Raw genomic sequence first — 19,830 nt, 5'->3', positions numbered from 1 at the left:
GATTCTTCTTCTGTATCCGATTCGTCGCGAATATTGAAGTAGTGATAGAGATTTGCAATCGCTAAATTGGAAGCTTGCTGTAAATTCTTTGGAACTAATGTTTTGTAACCAGCAAGAGCACCTTGTTCATTGATATAGATTTCGCACTCTTTGCGTATTTATGGCTGGAACATAAATATTAATTGATTGTGCAAGGAGTAGAAATTTTGGATGCAAATATATAACACGAACTAGATGCAATTCAAGCGACATTTAGCGATTTAGATACTAATATCAATACTTCTTTTAGCAAAACTTTGAAAATCTCAATTGATGGTATTGATGATGATTTTATGGGAGGTGGTGGAATTGTCGGTGGTATTGGTATAGGTGGTGCTTTAGCTGCAGGATTATTAACATTTACAGGAATTGGTTTCATCACAATTATTATTGCTAGCATTACGGCAATGATTGCAAGTTCATTTGGCTTAGAAATGCTTGATATTGATGGATTGCATGACCAAATTAAAAGAAAAATTGTGGAGGAAGGACTCAAAAAGTTTCGTGAGTCTCTAGAAAAAGTTAACGAGAAGTTGGGGGAAATTATTAATACAGTCTTTGATAGTAAAATTAAGTCAGTGAGCCACGTCATTGATCAAGCGATTTCACTCTACGAAAACCTCTTAGAACAACAAGAAAAAGCTCATCAAGAAACTCTAGAAGAACGTGAAGCTGATAAAGCTTGGATTTCTCAAAAGCGTCAAGAACTTGAACAAGTACAGAAAAATATTCAATTAATTCTCAAAGGTTAAAAATAATCTCTTCACAATAGTGTGAAAAATTATAACAATCTGGGATCACACAGTATGCAATTTATTTTTGTACTTAATTTCTTTCATCCATTGGAAAGAAACAATATTCAATAATAAACCAACAATCAGTAGAAATAGCATCAATGTGATTTGATACCATGCAATAGGTGTGACTAGTAAATCAAGACCCACATGGAATAAATTCATTATTGAATAAAAAACTGTCAAGCCAAAATGAATAACTCTGTAGCGTTTTGAGTTAATAAAAGTAGTAGAAACTATTGCTAACATTGGCAAGATAAAGAATGCTAACATTAACCATAGAATTAATAATAAATTACTAGTTTCGTGATTCTCATGTACGGTCACACTAACCCCATGAAATAAGGGTATTAGAGCTAATTGAGTGTGGAATATTGTCCCCAGTAAAAACACAACCCAAAGATTAATAATTTGTTGTTGCCGATTCAGAAACATTTTGATTAACCCTTAAGATGAAACCTCGTTGAATAATCGCAGTGAATTTTATTTAATTACCTTCAGCTCCTAGTTTTTATATAATTTTATTTTGCAATTTTTATTTCGCGATTAATTTCTATCTTCATCCTATTGGAAAAACTTGGTGAACTTGTGAGCTTGTCAAGCCGTGAGTATCATTTTGATGGTCGCAGTCGTGGATTTTCAGCAGGAGACTTGGGAAGTCGGTCTTAATACCTCTGGTTAGGCTGCATTTATTTTCAGAGGTTGCTTTCCCATTACTATTTACACTTTTGATTTTTATCTATATTTGGATTTTTATTTTTTAATCAATTATCCCACTCATATAAATAGTGATTATTTGCGATCGGAACTGAAATTTTCCTGATTTCCAAAATTTTGTATCAATTCTCGAGCGAAATTTAAGTCAAAGATTAAACACATATTAACTTTTTTGTCACAAAAGTTACTTTTTTTAATATTGGAATGTATAAAACTTCAAAATACATGTTGCATATAACACTAGGGTATCTATGAAAAGCCTAATTACATGTGATGTAGATCTACAAACACAAATCAAGTTTTTGAAATATTTATTAATATAAGTATATGTATCTTTTTTTTTACTCAGTTAATCAAGGTGCAGGAGTATTTGAAATTAGTCAGTCAGTCGCTCGATTTAATTATTCAGCAACGGAATAAATGGTCATGGAAAACCAGCAAAAACAAGACTCTAAGGATTTTGTAGGTAGTCTCAAAAATGGAATTTGGTTATTTGGTATCTCTAGTTGGTTGTTTGGGATTACAGACAGAAGTATTGCTTCTTTTTCCGATGGTTACCTATCTGCATTAGATTTGACGCAACTATTTACAGCAGCAACTTTCTTTGTTGCTTGGTTGTTTTTAAAACCAATGTCTAAGGTTTAGAGTCAGTTGTCAGTTATCAATTTATCGCTAACACCAAGTCCTTAGGGGCTTAAAGTTAACAGTTATCAGGTATCAATTAGCTGTTGGTGATTCCCAGTAGCTAATCCTTAACAAACTAGGGTAGTTCTCAACTCAAATCAAAATTGACATGTGAGAACTACCCTGAATTTTTAGAGTTAAGAGTTAGGAACTTCCTAAAACCTAATTGCTGAAATCATTATTATGACTAAATCAAGCTACATAATATAGCGTTAAGTGCAAGTAAGAACTAAAAAGCTTACAAATTATAGCTCTCAGGATTTACCAATGTTCTACCCTTATTACGTAGCGCTGTATCTAGATTTTATTTGTTAGTTTTTCTGGAATTGATAAATGAATAAATGTAGTAAATTTTGGAGTTAATTCAGTAAAAATCATGACACAACAAAAATCAACAACAGATATTGTCGCAAAAACAATGGATTGGCTGAAGTCCTGGGGAAATAGAAAACCCGTACCTAACAACGGTAGACCAGACAGAAGAAGAAGAGGCTAGAATTAATATTCTAATATCCTAAAAAAGTTCATGAATTATTAACTGTTGAAGTTTTATTGGTAGATAAATATATCGTTCCGAATATCACAATGATGACTTAAAAGCAAAAATATTTTTGTCTCCTTACTTAGTCATCTCAAAATTATGTATAAAAATATTTGTAGAGACGCACGAATGTACGTCTCTATATAGTTTTAATCAAAATTGTTCACTCAGAATATAAGTGTATTCTAAGTTTTTCAATAAGTAGCTAATTCGAGCAAGTACATACTAAAAGCGTGACTGGGAAATTTGCCGCATTTTGGTCAAAGCTCTTACCAATGTCTCCTGTTTTTGTATTGAACGTTGCAAATGATTTGTTTGCTTGTGTAAATCTTGTTGTAGCTGATATTCATGAACTGCAAAGGAAAATTGTTTACCTACCTCATTTGCCAGTTGAATTTCTTCTGCAGACCATTGAGAAGTTGGTGTTTTGTTGTACTCTCGCCATGCATTAAGTGACTGACGTGGGTATAATTGTCGTTGATCTGAGTCAAACTCTCCAGCCCAAACAGTTTCCTTCTCAACTTTATTCCGAAAAATACTTAAATATCCCAATAATTTTTGACGATGATGTAGCGGAATCATTAATATGCTACGAACTTTAGAACCTTGAAAAGCAACTTGTAGGAAACGCAACTCATGTACTTGATAAATGTCTGAAATTGCCCAAATATCATCATAGTTGCCAAACTTATAACGTTCTTGCCAAATACTATATTGCTCCATCAATTTATATTTTGCTAGTTCTGGCATCACAGGTTGTTTCCCATAGGTATAAACCTTGAGATAATTACTGGAACTCAAGCAGTCTATAAAATCTTCAGGGTAGCTACTTTGCTTTTTTTCTCTAATACAAAGTCTTCCACCAGAACCACCAAATGCAACAATAGCCTGTGCTAAAGCTGGTTGTAGCTCCACAGTAGATAAGGAGTGTAGCAAGGTTACAATATGTCTGAGACTACTGTCCCGGGCGGCTTTTTCTGGCATTTGAGATAGTAAAGTACTTTGGACGATCGCGATTGAAATTTGATCGACAACCATCTGCACCAACTCCAAATCTGACTCTGAAATTACACGCGGTTCACTATGATGACACGCTAGTAAGCCCCAGAGTTTTTCATCATGTATTATGGGCAATACAAGAGAAGATTTAACTCCTATGGCCGTTAAATATTCCAAATGACATGGATCTACAGAACGATAGCGAATCTCTTCAGGGACTATCTCTGTTGTCTCCAAATCATAAACCGCACTTTGAGCAATTTCCTTTGTGTCAACATTTACAATGGAACGTACTTTTACCTTGACATATAATTCACGAGTTTCTGCTGGAATCTCATCCCCCGGAAAATGTAACCCTAACATAGCTGGTAAACAATTATCGTCTACAGATTCTGCAATGACTTGACCGCTACCATCTGGGTTAAACTTACAAACTTTTACCCTATCCATTTCCAGAAACGAACGTAAATCTGCTGCTGCTGCGGTCAAAATAACTTGTAATTCTAAATTTTGGCGGATGTACTTTGTTATTTGGCGTAGTATATCTGTTTGCTTTATATTTTTTTGCATTTGTTATTCCTTACTAAGAATCGCGATTTTTGGAACTCAAAATTTAGAAATTTATGACCTGATAATTCATTGCTGGAAGTTTACAACCTAAAAATTCACGATCTAAAATTCATGACCTATATTTCATGACCTATATTTCATGACCCATAATTCATAACTTATAAACTTAGTGCTTCGGTAATTTCTAGAGGTCACAATCAGGTTAATCCATGGTCAAATTCTTATATTTCATATATTTTCTAGAAATCACATAATTTCCAAAATTTATATAATTTCTAAAATTTGTATAATATCCAGAAAGCTCGAAGCTTTTTATACTTAACTGCATCCGGTTATATTAGTCTTATTAATGCTATATGAAACCAGTAGCAAGCTTTGTACAAGAATGCCTAAATCGCCTACTTAGCTGTAGATAACCTATAGTAAATACGGAGTTTTCCGATAAAAATAGGTGTCTTGCCGAGATCTGTAAATTTAGGGTACACACTACATAAATATGTAATCAACAGTAAATAACAAAGCATTTGACGGGCATTTTTGATGTAGATTTATGCAACTTAAATTACTCCGCAAAAAAGTTTAGGTTATTGATTAACCATTTGAACATTTAAGGATAAATTAACTTTCTATGATTCCTGGAAATAAAAGTTTTTAGATGAATAGTTTATGAAAGTTTACAAAAACATAAGAAAATAAAATATTATTGTCTTGTGTGCATGTTTAAAGATTGATTTTAACTTTAACTAATTCAATTTTTGTATTCAATACATGATTTTGCTTTGTATTAAGTTTAATAGTATGGTGTTAATGTGAAAACAAAGATTGCTCCTAAGCCAAAAGCCCAGTTATGGAAACTGGGCGTTGATAATGAGGTATATCCTCTATGGCAAGTGATAGAAGTTGTTTATAATATGTTCGCTCTAAATATAACTACATCTGCTCTTTGTCGATTTCGGAAAATCAAGAATCATCACTCAAAACAGAAATTCGAGCTGCAAATTTTTCTAAATTCTCCTTGCGCCAAATAGCATCAGTCTTACGATTTGTTCGTACTTCCAAAATTCTAATTCCTTTAGTTGGTAAAGGATTTAATCTTTGACATAAATCTTCCCAAGAACTAATTAACTCATGTTCTACACCATAGGTTGCACAAAGTTTAGTGAAATCGATATTCTGGGGGGTTGCAAATAATTCTTCAAATGGTGGTTCAAACTTAGCAATATCTAACATTTCAAAAATACCGCCACCATTATTGTTAATTAGTACAATCGTCAGATGTCCAATAAACTTATTGCTGAGTAAAAAACCGTTAGTATCGTGGAGTAAAGCCAAATCACCCGTTAACATCACGCTATTTTGCTGACCATGGGATATTCCCAGAGCAGTGGATAATGTACCATCAATACCATTGGCTCCACGGTTAAAAAATGGTTTGATACCCAATGAATTCGGTTTCCAGAAAAATTCTACATCCCTTACCGGCATACTATTGGCTATGAAGAGTGGGGTATGGGGTGGGAGTACTTGCGATAACAACCAAGCAACTTTTCCTTCAAATAAATCTGACTTTTGAGCCAAAGTTTTATCGATGTTTTTTCTCGTTTGTATCTCTGCTGCAAGCCACATTTGTAGGTATGGGTTAGTACTTGGATCTTTTGCTTGAGGTTCGGGAACCTGAATATTTTCTACCGCAGTACGTATATGAGTAGTTCTTCCATGCAATGAATCAAGGTTTTGATCGCAAGGATCTATTATCCAACGTTTGGCATCATTAGATATTAACCAATTACGTAAAATTTTACTTGTCGGCATTTCGCCGATTTGAATTACTACTTCCGGTACTAGTTGCTGTGCTAATTGGCGATTCCTTAAAATCAAGTCATAGGTCGAAATAATATTTGGATTGAGGTCACTGTGGTTTCTCACTGGAGAAAGACCTTCAGCAAGTACTGGAAAATTTAAATAAATAGCTAATCTAGAAATCGCCTCACAATATTCTTTAGTATTTTGTGTTTGTGAAATTTGTGTTTGTGAAATTTGTGTTTGTGAAATTTGTGTTTGTGAAACACCAGCAATTATTAGACCTCGCGATGCTTGCAAACCTGATGCTTGCAAACCCAATGCTTGTAAAATTTGTTGACTAATAGCTATTCGCCCAGTATCACTTAATTTATTTGGATTGTTCCTGATTAATTTATCGCTAGTAATTGGTAAGTCGAGATTAGGATCTAAATGTGCAAAAAATTCTTCAGCTTGAAGTTCTTTTGTGTTTAATTTGGAAGTGAACTCACTTAAATCGAAAAAATCAGGTGTGGGTGCTAAAGGATCTCGAAAAGGAAGATTTAAATGTACTGCTCCCGGAACTGGATATAAAGAACGTTCCCAAGCATGAATAATTGTTTGTCGTAAGTAAGTCAACATTCTCCAGTCAGGAGAGGGTATAGCTAATTCAGTTTGCCAGTTAGGATAATTACCGTAGAGTCGAAGTTGATCTATAGTTTGTCCGGAATGACAATCCCGTAATTCTTGCGGTCGGTCAGCAGTCAATACTAAAAGTGGTACCCGGCTTTCCTTTGCTTCAATTATGGCTGGGTAAAAGTTTGCTCCTGCGGTTCCTGACGTACACACAAGAACAGTGGGTTTACCGGTGACCTTTGCTCTTCCCAAAGCAAAAAATGCTGCAGAACGTTCGTCAAGAATTGGTATAACTTCAATATCGGGCTTTTGTTGACTAAATGCGATTGCTAAAGGTGTGGAACGGGAACCCGGACAAATAACAGCACAGCATAGCCCCAAACGCTTTGTGGTTTCTGCTAAAGTATACGCCCACAGCTCGTTTACATTTCTAAAATTAATTGTCATCAAGTTACTTTTAACAAAAAATTATCTATGTAGAAGCGTACAGGTTATTAGAAGGTTATATTTTTGCATAAAAGGAAGTAGAGAACTCTTAAAGTGGTCGGACTTCAGACCCCACATTTTTTCAAAATCCTTTTTTTTAAAGACCTGTGTCAATTAAAACTACTCATAAATTAAAATGGACTGCATTCATTTAACAGAAATTCGTGCTTATGGATATACTGGGTTTTTACCAGAAGAACAGGTTTTAGGGCAATGGTTTGAAGTCAATACTAGTCTTTATTTAGATGTTTCAACTGCTGCTGGTACTGACGATATTAAAGATACTCTAGATTACCGGAGCGTAATTGATTTAATAAAACATCTGGTTCAAACATCCAAATTTGCTCTAGTTGAAAAGTTAGCAGTAACTATAGCTGATTCCATTCTCCAACAGAGCGATCGCCTGACAAAAGTCGAAGTCACTTTAACTAAGGTAGCAGCACCTATCCCTGATTTTGGGGGCAAAATTAGTATTGAAGTTACTAGAAGTCGGTCAGTTAGTAATTAATTCGCCAGTCTTACAGTATATAAAAGTTAGTTTTAGCTACCAAAATCAATGAGACAAAAATTTATACGCCTTTTTATATGTTCTTTATTACTGATTATTACCCTTATATTTCCATTTGCACCATTAGTTAAATCAGCAACACCAACTTCCTTATCTTCCATTGAGCAATATTTAACAACGGCTAAATTTCAAGAAGGAGAAGCAGTTCTTCTTTCTAAGCTCTCTGAAAACCCGAGTGATGATAACATCCGATTTGGATTGGGAGTTGTGCAATTGATGGGTGGAACTGAAAGATTAATGCAATCCCTACATCGTTATGGTTTGCAGCAAAATTCTGTTACCCAATTATTCCCAATTTTACGCCTTCCAGTCCCTGTTAATCCTCAACCACAGCCAGTTACTTACCAAGATACTCGAAATATTCTCCAAGACTTACTCAACGATCTGGATAAAGTTAAAAATACTCTGGAACCAATTAAAGACGATAGAGTTAAGCTACCACTCCGCATTGGTCTAACGCGAATGGATTTCAATGCTGATGGAAAGTTGGAAGCAAATGAATCTTTTTGGAAAACCTTTAGTTTACTTACGGGAATGCAAGCAACAGAAACAACTGCACGAAATTTTGCGATCGCCTTTGATGCAGGTGATGTAGTGTGGCTCAAAGGATATTGTAATTTGCTGTCTGCAATGGTCCAGTTTGTTTTAGCTCACGATACAAGTAAATTATTTGAGTCTACTGCTCATTTATTGTTTGCGAAACCACAAATTCCTTACCCATTTTTGATTAGTGAAAGGGAAGCATTTGGTTTTAGTATTGCTAATATCAGTGACTTCGTCGCATTGATTCACTTAATTAATTTTCCTGTTGTAGAACCAGAGCGTTTGACTGCTGCTTTACAAAATTTGCAAACAGTGACAGCTTTAAGTCGCCAATCCTGGAAATTGATTTTAGCTGAAACCGATAACGATCGCGAATGGTTACCCAATCCCAAACAGAAAGCAGTTATTCCCAATGCTGTAGTTACTCAACCAATGATTGATAGCTGGTTAAGTTTTCTTGATGAAGCTGACAACCTACTGACAGGTAAAAAATTAGTTCCATTCTGGAGAAAACGTGAAGTTCGCGGAGTTAATTTAAATAAAGTTTTTACTGAGCCTCGTCAATTTGATTTAGTGTTGTGGGTGCAGGGAACTGCTGCTGCTCCTTATTTACAGTTTGGCAAACAAACAGATGCGAGTGTTTGGCAAAGATTATTACAGGTTTTCCGAGGACAATTTTTCCAGTTTGCGGCTTGGTTCAATTAGTACTTCCCCACTATGGGAATGCGACTAAAACTCCAGTTCTCTAGAATTGGGGACACAAATTCTGTAAAAAATATCAGTATGCTAATGGCTGCGTGGAAAATTATGTTTCAAACACTGAGGAATTAAAAGTAGTAGATAGGACTTGAGTCAATCTCGCTACAATTGAAGAAGTATTTCTTTGAATGAAATATTCTTGAGTTTTTTGTGCTGCCAATTCAGGATTTTTGAGTAAAAAAACCTAAATGGTAGATATTTGACTAAATTATTTTATGAGTGTTGAACAAACTAATACGGTTTATGTGCGCGAGTTAGGTATTGATGACATCGCCCCAGTTTTTCATTTGGGGGAAGAATTATTTACTAGCGATCTATATCCTTATTTATATCGAACTTGGGATGAGTGGGAAGTAATTGGACTTTACAATACGGATCCAGAATATTGTTTAGTTGCTGAAATTGACGAACAGCTAGCAGGATTTGTTTTAGGAACAATTATTACTAAAGCTTCTTGGATTTACGGATATATTTTGTGGTTGGGAGTTAGTCCCAAGTTTCAACGTCGTAGAGTTGCAGACAAGTTAGTTGATCGAATTATTGCCCGGATGATTGAAGATGGGGCAAGATTTATGTTGGTAGATACCGACCCAGCAAATACCCCTGCGGTGAAGTTTTTTAAGCGTAAAGGTTTTGGTGATGTTCGCGAACATATTGTATTGTCAATGAATTTAGGTAAACATGAATTCTACAGCAAACTTATAGAATACGAACATCAGAAAGCCGAACGTGCAGGTTATAGAAGAATGCGTCCCGTTCGTACTCGTAAAACCGACGCTATTACTGCTGAGGTTTCTATGAGTGCGACCGCAGATGAAAGCTCTAAAAATAATGAATAATAATCGTTACGAAAAGATAGAATCAAGCAATTAAGCTGGAGTGCAAAAATAATGCACTATCCTGTGGCGATCGCTTTGACAAAACATGAAATGAAATGTAAAGAAAATAAAACTTTTGAAAAAATAGTAAATTTCTTTGTTCCAGAAGAAGATTGGAAACCTTCTCAAGTTAAAGATAAACCTATTTTAAATCTGGAATATGATGGTAGAGATGGTCAATGGAGATGTTTAGCAATCGCTGAAGAAACTATTTCTTTCAGAAAAATGATTTTTTACTCGATTGCTCCGTTTTATATTAGAAGAGAGAGCAAACAAGATATTGCTGAGTTCTTGCATCGAATTAATTATTCCATCAATATTGGTAACTTTGAGCTAAACTTTGATACTGGAGAGGTGCGCTGTAAAACCAGTGTTGAAGTAATTAAAGATAATATAAATTCAAATCTCATTTTTTGTATAGTAGAAAATAACCTCAATTTGATGAGTAAATATTTAGGTGGAATAATAGCAGTTAATGAAGGTAAATTATTACCAGAAGAAGCAGAAGAAATTGCAAAGGTAGAATATCCTGATTGGTCAGCAAAACAACCCGATTAATAATATAAAATCCGGCCGATAATATAAGGAGTAGCAGCTTCGATTCAACCTTGTCATGCTCGAACAACAGCAACAGTGGATTTTAAAACCAACAGAAAGATTACCGGAGTGGTTCCAAACAGCTGTAAAACAGTATTTATCTGCTAGCGATGGTAAGTTTGCAGCCCAGTTATTATGGCAAAGGGGAATTCGCGAACTTGATCAATTAGAAGCTTTTGTTAAAATTCCCAATTATCAACCTGCAAGTCCATTTGCTTTTGCACAGGAAATGGAACTGGCGATGAAACGCTTAAAAAAAGCATGGGAAGTCAAGGAAAAAATTTGTATTTGGGGAGACTTCGATGCTGACGGTATTACTTCCACTGCTGTGTTATGGGATGGTTTGGGAGAGTTTTTTTGCAAACATACCCAGTTGATTTACTACATTCCTAATCGGTTTACAGAATCCCATGGTTTAAATGTTGCGGGAATAGATCGAGTTTTCAAGCAAGGTTGTCAGTTAATTATTACCTGCGATACGGGCAGTACTAACATTAGTGAAATTACTTATACAAATCAGTTAGGAATAGATGTTATAGTTACAGACCATCACACCTTACCTCCGGAACGTCCTCCAGTAAAAGCAATTATTAATCCCCGATATTTACCTGAAGAGCATCGACTTTACCATCTTTCTGGGGTTGCGGTCGCTTACAAACTGGTAGAAGCACTTTATCAAACCTTACCTCAAGAACCTCAACACCCATTATCCGATTTATTAGATTTAGTTGCTGTGGGTTTAATTGCAGACTTAGTTCAGTTAAGTGGAGATTGTCGCTATCTAGCTCAAGTGGGAATTAACAAACTGCAGCAAGATTTTAAACTGACTCCAGAAAGCAGACGCAGACCGGGTGTGGGAAGATTATTAGAACTTTGTCAAAAAAATGGCGATCGCCCCACAGATATTTCTTTTGGTTTGGGTCCACGCATTAATGCTGTAAGTAGAATTCAAGGCGATGCATCTTTTTGCGTGGAATTACTCACAAGTAGCGATCGCGATCGAGTTCAAGAGTTAGCCGAATTCACAGAGTTAGCTAATACTCGCCGTAAGTCCCTGCAAAAAGACGTTGCGAATCAAGTAACTCAAAAACTAAATCAATTAGATTTATCTACCACTAGCGTCATTGTTTTGTCCGACCCCCAATGGGCTGTGGGTGTCTTGGGTTTAGTCGCCGGACAAGTAGCACAGGAAACAGGTCGCCCGACAATTTTGTTAAGTACTGAAGCTCCAACATCTTCAGAAGAAAAAGATGATTCACAAGTTTTCGCCCGTGGTTCTGCCCGCTCAATCAATGGAGTAGATTTATACAAACTAGTAAAAGACCAAGCCCATTTATTACATCGTTTTGGCGGACATCCCTTTGCTGCAGGTTTGAGTTTAGCAGTAGAAAATATTCCTTTATTTACCGAAGCAATTAACCAACAGTTGCGTCAAACTTTAGCCGGTATTGTCCTGACTCCAACTATTGAAGTAGATTTAACGGTAACCGTCGCAGACTTAGGTAAAGAATTATTTTTCGAGCTTAAATTAATTGAACCTTGCGGAATGGGAAACCCCGTCCCCAAACTATTAATTAAAAACTGCTGGTTTGAAAATACTTGGCATCGCAATCAACAGGATTCGCGGGGAAAGAAAGTACAATACATCAAAAGTGAATTTAATCTCAAAGACGAATCCACAAATAAACCCTTCCCTGGTGTGTGGTGGGGACATTATAAAGATGAAATTCCCCCGGGACGTTGTGATTGTGTAGTCGAACTTGATTACAACACCTATAAAAGACGTTATGAAGTCAGATTGCTTGCGGTTCGTCCCGCGCTTGACTCTGCTTTTAATATTCAACAGCGCGCATCGATAATTGACTGGCGAAATCCTGAAATAGCAGAACTTCAAAAGCAAGAAGATGAAATTCTTACTAAAACCCTAGTAGTAGAAAAATGTCCCAGAAGTTGGGATGACCTGCGCGCTTGGTTGCGGCGATCGCTCCACGCAGGACAACCACTAGCGATCGCATGGTCAAAGCCTCAATTTCAAACACCGAGTCAAATTTGGTTAACCTTAGTTGGAATTGCAAAATATCTCAGTCGCACCCGTGAAACAGTCACTCGTATGCAACTTTTAGAAAAACTAGATATTGGTGATTATTCTTTGCAATTAGGTTTGAAAGCTTTACGTTTGTTAGGTTTTTCTCTGCAAAGACAAGACAGGAATTTGCAGTTTGAGCAAAAGTTATCTACTAAATCCCAGGATTTGGAAATAGCAATTAATCAGTTTTTGGCTGCGATTAAGGAAGAACAGTTTCAGCAACAGTATTTTGCTGCGGTTCCTTTATCAGCGATTCAGGTTGTTGCATCGGAGATAAAAAGGGTTGGGAATGATTTTTCTTAAATCTAGCAACTTGCAGTAATGTCATCTAGCCCAATAATCCACCTTGAAATAAATGATGCTGTTGGCAAATTGAAAGGGGGTTTGACCCATCACTCCCAAACCATATTAATTTCCCCGATTTAAGTGCTTTGAAATAGATTCATAAACTTTAGCCCATATTTTTTATCGAATATAAACGACGCAAAATTAGGAATTTTAGGGTGAGGGGTTAAACCCAACGCAAATTAACCAACAACATCATTTTAGGACAATATTCCAACGACGAGCCAATTCTATTCTTGCTGCACCTCGCACACTACTAGAATTATCAGCGATCGCGCACTGTTTAAGAATTACTAAAGTCTCAGGATAGTCCTTCCAACCACGGGCTAATTCTTGTATTGCTGCACGTCGTACACCCCAATTATCATCAGTAGTGGCGCACTGCTTAATAATGGCTAAGGTCTTGGGATGTTCTTTCCAGACACCAGCTAACTCTTGTACTGCTGCACGTCTTACGCTTCCAGAATCATTATTTGTAGCGCACTGCTGGATCATATCTAAGATTTCGGGGCGATCACTCCAACCATGAGCTAATTCTCTTAGTGCTGCACATCGCACATCTGAATCATTATCAATGGTCGCACGCTGTTTAAGCCACGTTAAAGTCTCGGGGAGATCCTTCCACCCATAAGCTAATTCTTGTAATGCTGCACATCGGACATCTGAATAACGATCGGTGCTGGCGCGTTCTTTAAGCCATGTAAAAGTATCGGAACTATCTTTCCAACTACGAGCTAACTCTCGTACTGCTGTACATCGGATATTAGAGGAGTCATGGGTAGTGGTAAGATTTTCAAGCCATGTGAAGGTTTCAGGTCGTTCCTTCCAAGTATTAGTAACTGCTTTAATTGCTTGAGTGCGAATCTTTCTAATTCTATTTTTATCTTCTTCAGTGCAGGAGCGGAATGACTCTCTGTATCCACCATCATGAATTAATTTTTTAAGCTTCGACAATAGCTGCCGATCAATAGATATAATTACCTTTCTATTTCTAACCTCTGCTAAACACTCAGCCGCTAAAAATAGATTGACAAAATTCTCCCCTTCTCCAGATATCATCATCAAATATTGAATAATTTGTCCTACAAACTTGGCATCAATCATCCCAGCAATTAATCGTAAAACTTCATGCCAAGATTCATCGATCCAATGCTTACCAAAAACCTCTCTCTTTAGGGTTTCAATTGTTAGGGTTTGGGTTTCTTTAAACTGCCAAACAAATTCCCAAGCACAGAAATATTCTAAAAATGTACGATGTACAAAAGCATAATAATCTGCACCCAAGTAACACAGCATAAAGTTGCGTGTTCTGAGTTGATCAATCATTAACTTAGCAGCAACTCTAGCTTTATCAACTTCTATAGTCTTTAAATATTTTTTGAGAATCCTTTCTAAATCGCTTTCTTTAATCAAATTACCAGCCAAACTCTTATCACTGGTTTGCATAAAATAGGCAACTTGACGCAACATTGCCTGTTTATCTTTACAATCAATGCTTGTTGGATCTAATCTTTTATCTTCGACTAAAGTACGCTCCACATCCCATTGGTGCAGCAGTACTCTTGATGCTTGATTATAAAGTTCAGTTCTATCCCTTGGTAATTCTTGGTTGCGGTTAAGAATTGCCATCATTGTCAAAAGTAAGGGGTTTCCAGCTAACTCTTGAATTGCTGATGAATTCTTAATTGCATATAGCAGTCGTTCTTTTTTTCTAATTTTATCTGCTTCATCATTAAAAGTTAATTCGTGCCAGCGATGGATGAAATCTTGAATTTGTTCTAATTCCAAATCTTGTAGTATGAAATGCTTAAACTCAGCATCCCGTAATCTTTGAGGTTTATAACCAATAATCCGCGAAGTAACAATTATCTGCACATTCGGATATTTATTTGTGAAGCAATGAATATCAGTAATTACATCTTCCCGTTTCGCAGGGTTGAATACTTCATCTAAACCATCAAACATTACTAAAGCGTTACCTTTCTTTAACTGTATTTGTAACTGATGTTGGTTTAAATGATGTATCACCCCACTACATTTATGGAAAAATTCCAGAAAATTATTGCATTCTTTCTCATCCCGTCGTCTTATATAGGTGCGTAATTCGATTAATAATGGAATTGGTTGAGAAATTAAATTACTTAAAGGTGAAGAAGCCCAATTTAATGCTAAAAACTGTAATAAAGTAGACTTTCCAGAACCAGGGTCGCCTAAAATAACTGCGTACTTATGATTTTGTTTATTATTAGCTATTTCTAATACGGAACGTATCGGCTGCTCAAAATATATTTTCTTGTAGCGTTCTAAATCTTTTTCTTCTATTTCTAATTCTGCTTGCTGACTTTCCCTCAACCTTTTCAAATGCTCTTTTGGAATTTCATGAACCTGCGGTAACACCGAGTGTATTTCTCGAACGTTTTGAACAATAAAAATTTGCCATAACTTCAAATCGTTATAGGCGTAACCACTAGTATCTAAACTATCTAATTGTAGTTTGCCATATCTTTCTCTAATCCCTTCTTGATATACATTTAAGTCAAAATCAGGAATTATTCCTGCAGTTGCTTGAGTATTATCCTTAATAACTTCTAGGTTTTGGGAATCTAGAACATTTCTCAGTTCAGGTGATTCTCTGATAATAGCTTTAACTTTTTTCTGATAGTGTTTACCAATTCGTTTCCAATTAAACTCATCTGGTAATACTTTTAAATCTAATTCATACCACTTAGCTTCTAACTTCTTCGTATCTAAAACTTCGCATTCGTAAGTAAAAGCATTTCCTAATATTTCTTTAATCTCTTTATTACCAATAAATATTCTAAACGGCTTGATAAACTGCTTCAATTCTTCATCTTCAAGATCTGCATAGCATAATTCCTGTTGTACCAGCAGCAAAAACTCCTTTAAAGCTTTACCTACAGCAACATCTATCTCTTCTTTTTGCAAACGCTTTAATAAACCATTGGGGATACTCTTTAATAAATCCTTAGTCCAATCTTTCGCCGCATCTTTAGCAATATTCGATAATTCTTGCAAAATCGGTTTAAAAACAAACCCTGCAGCCTGTGCTACTCCCCAAGCCACTAACAAATCCATAGTTTAAATTACAGTTAATAACCTTTAATTAGGAGTATACCTAAAATTATTAGTGCCATTGACTACTAGATAATACATTTCCAGGTTATGTAGAGACGTTCCAGAGCCTTTGGCGTCGGCTTCGCCTCTGGAACGTCTCTACGGGGGTTTTGACCCCAAACGAATTTGCCAAAATTAACGTGGCGAACCTTTAGACTGAGGAATCTTAATCTGAACCTGACGCTCGCACTTAAACCCGCGCTTCACCCACTCATCCATGTCAACATCTGCAAGTTTTACCACCTCTCCACATTGCGGTTCCCTAAATTGACTAACAACCGCCCAAAATAAACTGCGGGTAACATCCAAAGAAGTTTTCAACCAATATTCCCGATTACCTGGAACGCCTTTTTCATTAATAATATCTGGCTCAACCCAAATTCCATGGGAACCCAATAAAATCTGAGCCATCCATTTTGCTCTGGGCAAATGAGTACTAGAAGTAATTAATTTTACCTTTCTAACATGCCAGCGTTTCAGTATTGGAATGCCATAGTAAAAATTACCAAAAGTAGATTTAGCACACTTTTCCAGCCAGACATTGTTTAGAATCGTTGACTGCAAACTTGGCGACTGCATACTTGCTAGATATTTTTGAAAAATTAATTTAATACAAGGATCCTGAGAACCACTAGATATTATTATTGGAGTTTCGGGATGTTCTGCTGCTTGCACTCCAACATAAATCTCCCGTTGAATACTACCACCCAAAACAAAAATTGCATCTGCGGACTGAGAAGATGCGGATATTAGGGTCACGAAGTTGACAATTAAGTAACTTCCAAAAATAATAAAAAATAAAAAAATTAATTGATGCCAGTATTTTTGAATTATTCTTTTGAATATTAATCCTGTGTATATTATTCTTACTATCAGCCTTTTTTTTTTCGGTGAATGTTGTAGTGATCGCGAATTTTTCGTTTCATAAAAAATCTGATAAAAAGTAGCTTAATTGCTAAAATATCGATACTTAAGAGAAAGTTTTGTAAGCATATTTTGTTACAGAAGATTATTGTTGATATTCCCCAAACCCCTTGAAAAGGGGGCAAAAGTCCGACTTACCAAGGGGCATTTAGGGGTATCCAAAATATATTAGGTAAATAATATGACTTTTGAAACATCCTCTAAAACACTTTCAAGTTGTTTGAAGGAAATTTGACCGCCAAATTTATATTCAAATAAATTTAGATATATTCAAATAAATTTAGACTTATAACAATTTATGCTTCATTTTTTAGCAGGATTTATGCGGAAGTATTATTCCACTTCCACACAAGAAAAATTTTAAATTTTGCGTGTTTACCTTCACCATCTAAATTTCTAACCTATAATGTCCTTATCACTAATACCGAGCTATGTTTTTCCCTGGCTTTCATCCTTCAGACTGATCTGTTATCAAGGCTCAAGATGTTAAGGATATAACCCAGCAGCGAAAATAGTTCGGGCTCGTTAAAGTCATAACATACTTTATAGGTGTTATTTAATACATTTTATATCTTGAAAAATCAGGATATACTTGTAGAGTGGTTTTATGAAAAAGTTTTTATAGCGAATTGCAAGTCAGTGAAATACACCTACAAACCTGAAAGTTATGTTTAAACGAGGTTCTACTCCTATCTCCTGACTCCTGTCTCCTAACTCCTAGATTCTGCGGTAACTGCAGCGAACGCAACATATTTTGCTAAACCAAAACAATTTCTTCACTGTTTAAGAAAAAAAATAGTGAATAATAAAATGGATAAAAATCTAATTATTAAACATAAAAACTTAATTATTAAGCATAAAGACTTATAAATGTTTCCGAAGTTTGATTGTTAAACTGTCAACAATACGATAAATCCAGCTAAATATACATGAACCAATCTGCGAAACCCTACTCATCGCTGCAAGTAGCTTTTCTTGGTGGAGTCATAGCCACCACGGCTACATTTTCTGCATTTGGTCTAGCTTGGTGTCGTTCTGTTAGGGCTGCACTACAGGATAGTCCAAAAGCGATTGTTGACCAGGTGTGGCAACTGGTAGATCGTGAATATGTAGATTCATCTTTCAATCAACAAGATTGGCAAGCTGTTAGACGTAGGTTATTAAGTAAAGACTATACTTCTCAAGAAGAAGCTTACACCGCAATCCGTAAAGTGTTGGAAGGTCTAAACGACCCCTACACTCGATTTATGGATCCTAAGCAGTACAAATCCTTAACCACCCAAACTTCCGGTGAAATTTCTGGGATTGGGGTTCGTATGGAATTTGATGATACAACTAGGCAATTAACCATAGTTGAAGCTTTGGATAATTCTCCAGCCATGCGAGCAGGTATTGAAGCAGGGGATGAAATTTTAGCAATTAATGGTAAACCTACCCGCGAGATGAATTTGGAAGAAGCATCCAAATTAATTCGCGGTAAGGTCGGTACTATTCTTACCTTGCAAGTGGGACGTCAAGGTCAAAGATATTTCAACGTGAAATTGACCAGAACAACCATTGAAGTACCAACTGTGAATTATGCTTTAAGGGAAGAAGGTAAGCGTCGTGTAGGTTATATTCGCTTGCGGGAGTTTAGCGGTCATGCTGCAGAGCAAATGCGAAAAGCGATTAGCGAACTAGAAGCTAAGCAAGTTGATGAATTTGTCTTAGATTTGCGCGGTAATCCAGGTGGATTACTCGGAGCAAGTATTGAAATTGCTAAAATGTGGTTAGATGATGGCGACATTGTTCGCACGGTGGATCGAAAAGGAGGAAGCAAGCAAACTCAAGCCAATCGCACCGCTCTTACCAATAAACCTTTAGCAATTTTAGTGGACGATAAATCAGCCAGCGCCAGCGAAATTCTTACCGGAGCTCTCAAAGACAATAAACGAGCAGTGGTTATTGGGACTAAAACCTTTGGTAAAGCTTTAGTGCAATCAGTCCATGAATTAGTTGATGGTTCTGGAGTTGCAATTACTATTGCTCATTACTATACCCCCAAAGGAACTGATATCAACCACAAGGGAATTACTCCAGACATTGATTTAGAATTGACGGATTCACAAAGACGTCAACTGGATACAAATCCGAATTTGTTGGGAACAACGAAAGACCCATATTACAGTCGGGCTTTAAGAGCTTTATCAGAATATAAATTCGCTCAGCCTTTGGAAACTAACCCTTCGCAACAACCTATTGGTGCTCAGACATTTAACTTATAGACACTTAGTTGTAGACATTTAGTTGTTTAACTAATTAGTACTTATAATTATTTATTTCCAGGGAAATTAATTGTCTAAAACTTTAATTGTCTAAAACTTGAACTGTCTAAAACTTGAATTGTCTAAAATTCTAATTCCGTTTTCATAAAAAATTCTCGGTAGTTTTTCCTCTCAGGTTTTATAAACCTGAGAGGAAAAACGCCGCGTGTGGTTTTAACCACAGTGGCGTTTTTCCGATGGGTGGTTAGCCCGCAATTAAGTAATGTTAGCTGAGACGCGCTTCGCGAACGACACAGTTAAAGGTCGGTACTTTCCAAAAGACACTGGCTTAACCCAATAAACCTGTTTAATCTTTCAGTTCTAGAGCAAGGGACTAGATGGAGTAGGGACGGAGCGCACCTTCACACTTCACAGCCTGCGTGTTTCTCTATCCCTCTCCCCAAACCGGACTTGACACTTTCGCGTCATCCGGCTTTCCATCATTGC

Annotated in this window: 13 protein-coding genes; 8 read left to right on the top strand and 5 right to left on the bottom strand. The window is 36.3% G+C overall.

The annotated features are described in order from the left end of the window. Nucleotides 1-296: 296 nt before the first annotated feature. The gene (locus tag QNJ50_RS24730; RefSeq protein WP_300640887.1) at nt 297-791 is read left to right on the top strand and encodes a hypothetical protein; all 495 of its coding nucleotides are present in this window, start codon (nt 297-299) and stop codon (nt 789-791) included. Between the two features lie 45 nt (nt 792-836). Here QNJ50_RS24730 and QNJ50_RS24725 read toward each other — a convergent pair whose 3' ends face one another. Beyond that, nucleotides 837-1,268, bottom strand: a complete 432-nt coding sequence (locus QNJ50_RS24725; protein ID WP_300640885.1) for a hypothetical protein — start codon at nt 1,266-1,268, stop codon at nt 837-839. A gap of 708 nt (nt 1,269-1,976) precedes the next feature. Here QNJ50_RS24725 and QNJ50_RS24720 point away from each other — a divergent pair. Beyond that, nucleotides 1,977-2,195 (top strand): hypothetical protein, encoded by a 219-nt coding sequence (locus tag QNJ50_RS24720; protein WP_300640883.1) that lies wholly within the window; start codon nt 1,977-1,979, stop codon nt 2,193-2,195. Nucleotides 2,196-3,000: 805 nt separating this feature from the next. On the opposite strand, the gene QNJ50_RS24715 is transcribed toward QNJ50_RS24720, so the two are convergent. Next, the gene (locus QNJ50_RS24715; RefSeq protein WP_300640881.1) at nt 3,001-4,344 is read right to left on the bottom strand and encodes a GAF domain-containing protein; all 1,344 of its coding nucleotides are present in this window, start codon (nt 4,342-4,344) and stop codon (nt 3,001-3,003) included. Between the two features lie 960 nt (nt 4,345-5,304). After that, the gene (gene menD, locus QNJ50_RS24710; RefSeq protein ID WP_300640879.1) at nt 5,305-7,206 is read right to left on the bottom strand and encodes a 2-succinyl-5-enolpyruvyl-6-hydroxy-3-cyclohexene-1-carboxylic-acid synthase; all 1,902 of its coding nucleotides are present in this window, start codon (nt 7,204-7,206) and stop codon (nt 5,305-5,307) included. Nucleotides 7,207-7,381: 175 nt separating this feature from the next. Here menD and folB point away from each other — a divergent pair, with 175 nt between their 5' ends. From folB to recJ, 5 genes are all read left to right on the top strand, one after another. Continuing rightward, nucleotides 7,382-7,753 (top strand): dihydroneopterin aldolase, encoded by a 372-nt coding sequence (folB, locus tag QNJ50_RS24705; protein WP_300640877.1) that lies wholly within the window; start codon nt 7,382-7,384, stop codon nt 7,751-7,753. A gap of 48 nt (nt 7,754-7,801) precedes the next feature. Continuing rightward, nucleotides 7,802-9,061 carry a hypothetical protein gene (locus QNJ50_RS24700; RefSeq protein ID WP_300640875.1) on the top strand — a complete coding sequence of 420 codons (1,260 nt, stop codon included), beginning with the start codon at nt 7,802-7,804 and terminating at the stop codon, nt 9,059-9,061. A 269-nt stretch (nt 9,062-9,330) separates the two neighbouring features. Further along, nucleotides 9,331-9,954 carry a GNAT family N-acetyltransferase gene (locus tag QNJ50_RS24695; protein WP_300640873.1) on the top strand — a complete coding sequence of 208 codons (624 nt, stop codon included), beginning with the start codon at nt 9,331-9,333 and terminating at the stop codon, nt 9,952-9,954. 51 nt (nt 9,955-10,005) lie between these two features. Then, on the top strand, nt 10,006-10,551 hold the full coding sequence (locus QNJ50_RS24690; RefSeq protein WP_300640871.1) for a hypothetical protein: 546 nt from the start codon (nt 10,006-10,008) through the stop codon (nt 10,549-10,551). A 55-nt stretch (nt 10,552-10,606) separates the two neighbouring features. Continuing rightward, nucleotides 10,607-12,979: a single-stranded-DNA-specific exonuclease RecJ gene (gene recJ / locus QNJ50_RS24685; RefSeq protein ID WP_300640869.1), complete on the top strand. Its 2,373-nt coding sequence runs from the start codon at nt 10,607-10,609 to the stop codon at nt 12,977-12,979. A gap of 237 nt (nt 12,980-13,216) precedes the next feature. Here recJ and QNJ50_RS24680 read toward each other — a convergent pair whose 3' ends face one another. Together QNJ50_RS24680 and QNJ50_RS24675 are read right to left on the bottom strand one after the other, a co-directional pair. Beyond that, nucleotides 13,217-16,117 (bottom strand): HEAT repeat domain-containing protein, encoded by a 2,901-nt coding sequence (locus QNJ50_RS24680; protein WP_300640867.1) that lies wholly within the window; start codon nt 16,115-16,117, stop codon nt 13,217-13,219. 174 nt (nt 16,118-16,291) lie between these two features. Beyond that, nucleotides 16,292-16,915 carry a YdcF family protein gene (locus QNJ50_RS24675; protein WP_366914329.1) on the bottom strand — a complete coding sequence of 208 codons (624 nt, stop codon included), beginning with the start codon at nt 16,913-16,915 and terminating at the stop codon, nt 16,292-16,294. A 1,094-nt stretch (nt 16,916-18,009) separates the two neighbouring features. On the opposite strand from QNJ50_RS24675, the gene ctpB reads away from it, so the two are divergent. Beyond that, on the top strand, nt 18,010-19,344 hold the full coding sequence (gene ctpB, locus QNJ50_RS24670) for a carboxyl-terminal processing protease CtpB (protein ID WP_300640865.1): 1,335 nt from the start codon (nt 18,010-18,012) through the stop codon (nt 19,342-19,344). The last annotated feature ends 486 nt before the right edge of the window (nt 19,345-19,830 follow it).

The organism is Mastigocoleus sp. MO_188.B34 (assembly GCF_030065675.1).
GTDB lineage: Bacteria > Cyanobacteriota > Cyanobacteriia > Cyanobacteriales > Nostocaceae > Mastigocoleus.
The sequence above is the reverse complement of the archived record's forward strand: the minus strand, read 5'-3'. Positions and strand labels throughout refer to the sequence as shown.

Excerpts from the sequence above, each read along its gene's own strand:
- QNJ50_RS24725 (WP_300640885.1), bottom strand. The coding sequence starts at position 1,268 with ATGTTTCTGAATCGGCAACAACAAATTATTAATCTTTGGGTTGTGTTT.
- QNJ50_RS24720 (WP_300640883.1), top strand. The coding sequence starts at position 1,977 with ATGGAAAACCAGCAAAAACAAGACTCTAAGGATTTTGTAGGTAGTCTC.
- QNJ50_RS24715 (WP_300640881.1), bottom strand. The coding sequence starts at position 4,344 with ATGCAAAAAAATATAAAGCAAACAGATATACTACGCCAAATAACAAAG.
- menD (WP_300640879.1), bottom strand. The coding sequence starts at position 7,206 with ATGACAATTAATTTTAGAAATGTAAACGAGCTGTGGGCGTATACTTTA.
- folB (WP_300640877.1), top strand. The coding sequence starts at position 7,382 with ATGGACTGCATTCATTTAACAGAAATTCGTGCTTATGGATATACTGGG.
- QNJ50_RS24700 (WP_300640875.1), top strand. The coding sequence starts at position 7,802 with ATGAGACAAAAATTTATACGCCTTTTTATATGTTCTTTATTACTGATT.
- QNJ50_RS24695 (WP_300640873.1), top strand. The coding sequence starts at position 9,331 with ATGAGTGTTGAACAAACTAATACGGTTTATGTGCGCGAGTTAGGTATT.
- QNJ50_RS24690 (WP_300640871.1), top strand. The coding sequence starts at position 10,006 with ATGCACTATCCTGTGGCGATCGCTTTGACAAAACATGAAATGAAATGT.
- recJ (WP_300640869.1), top strand. The coding sequence starts at position 10,607 with ATGCTCGAACAACAGCAACAGTGGATTTTAAAACCAACAGAAAGATTA.
- QNJ50_RS24680 (WP_300640867.1), bottom strand. The coding sequence starts at position 16,117 with ATGGATTTGTTAGTGGCTTGGGGAGTAGCACAGGCTGCAGGGTTTGTT.
- ctpB (WP_300640865.1), top strand. The coding sequence starts at position 18,010 with ATGAACCAATCTGCGAAACCCTACTCATCGCTGCAAGTAGCTTTTCTT.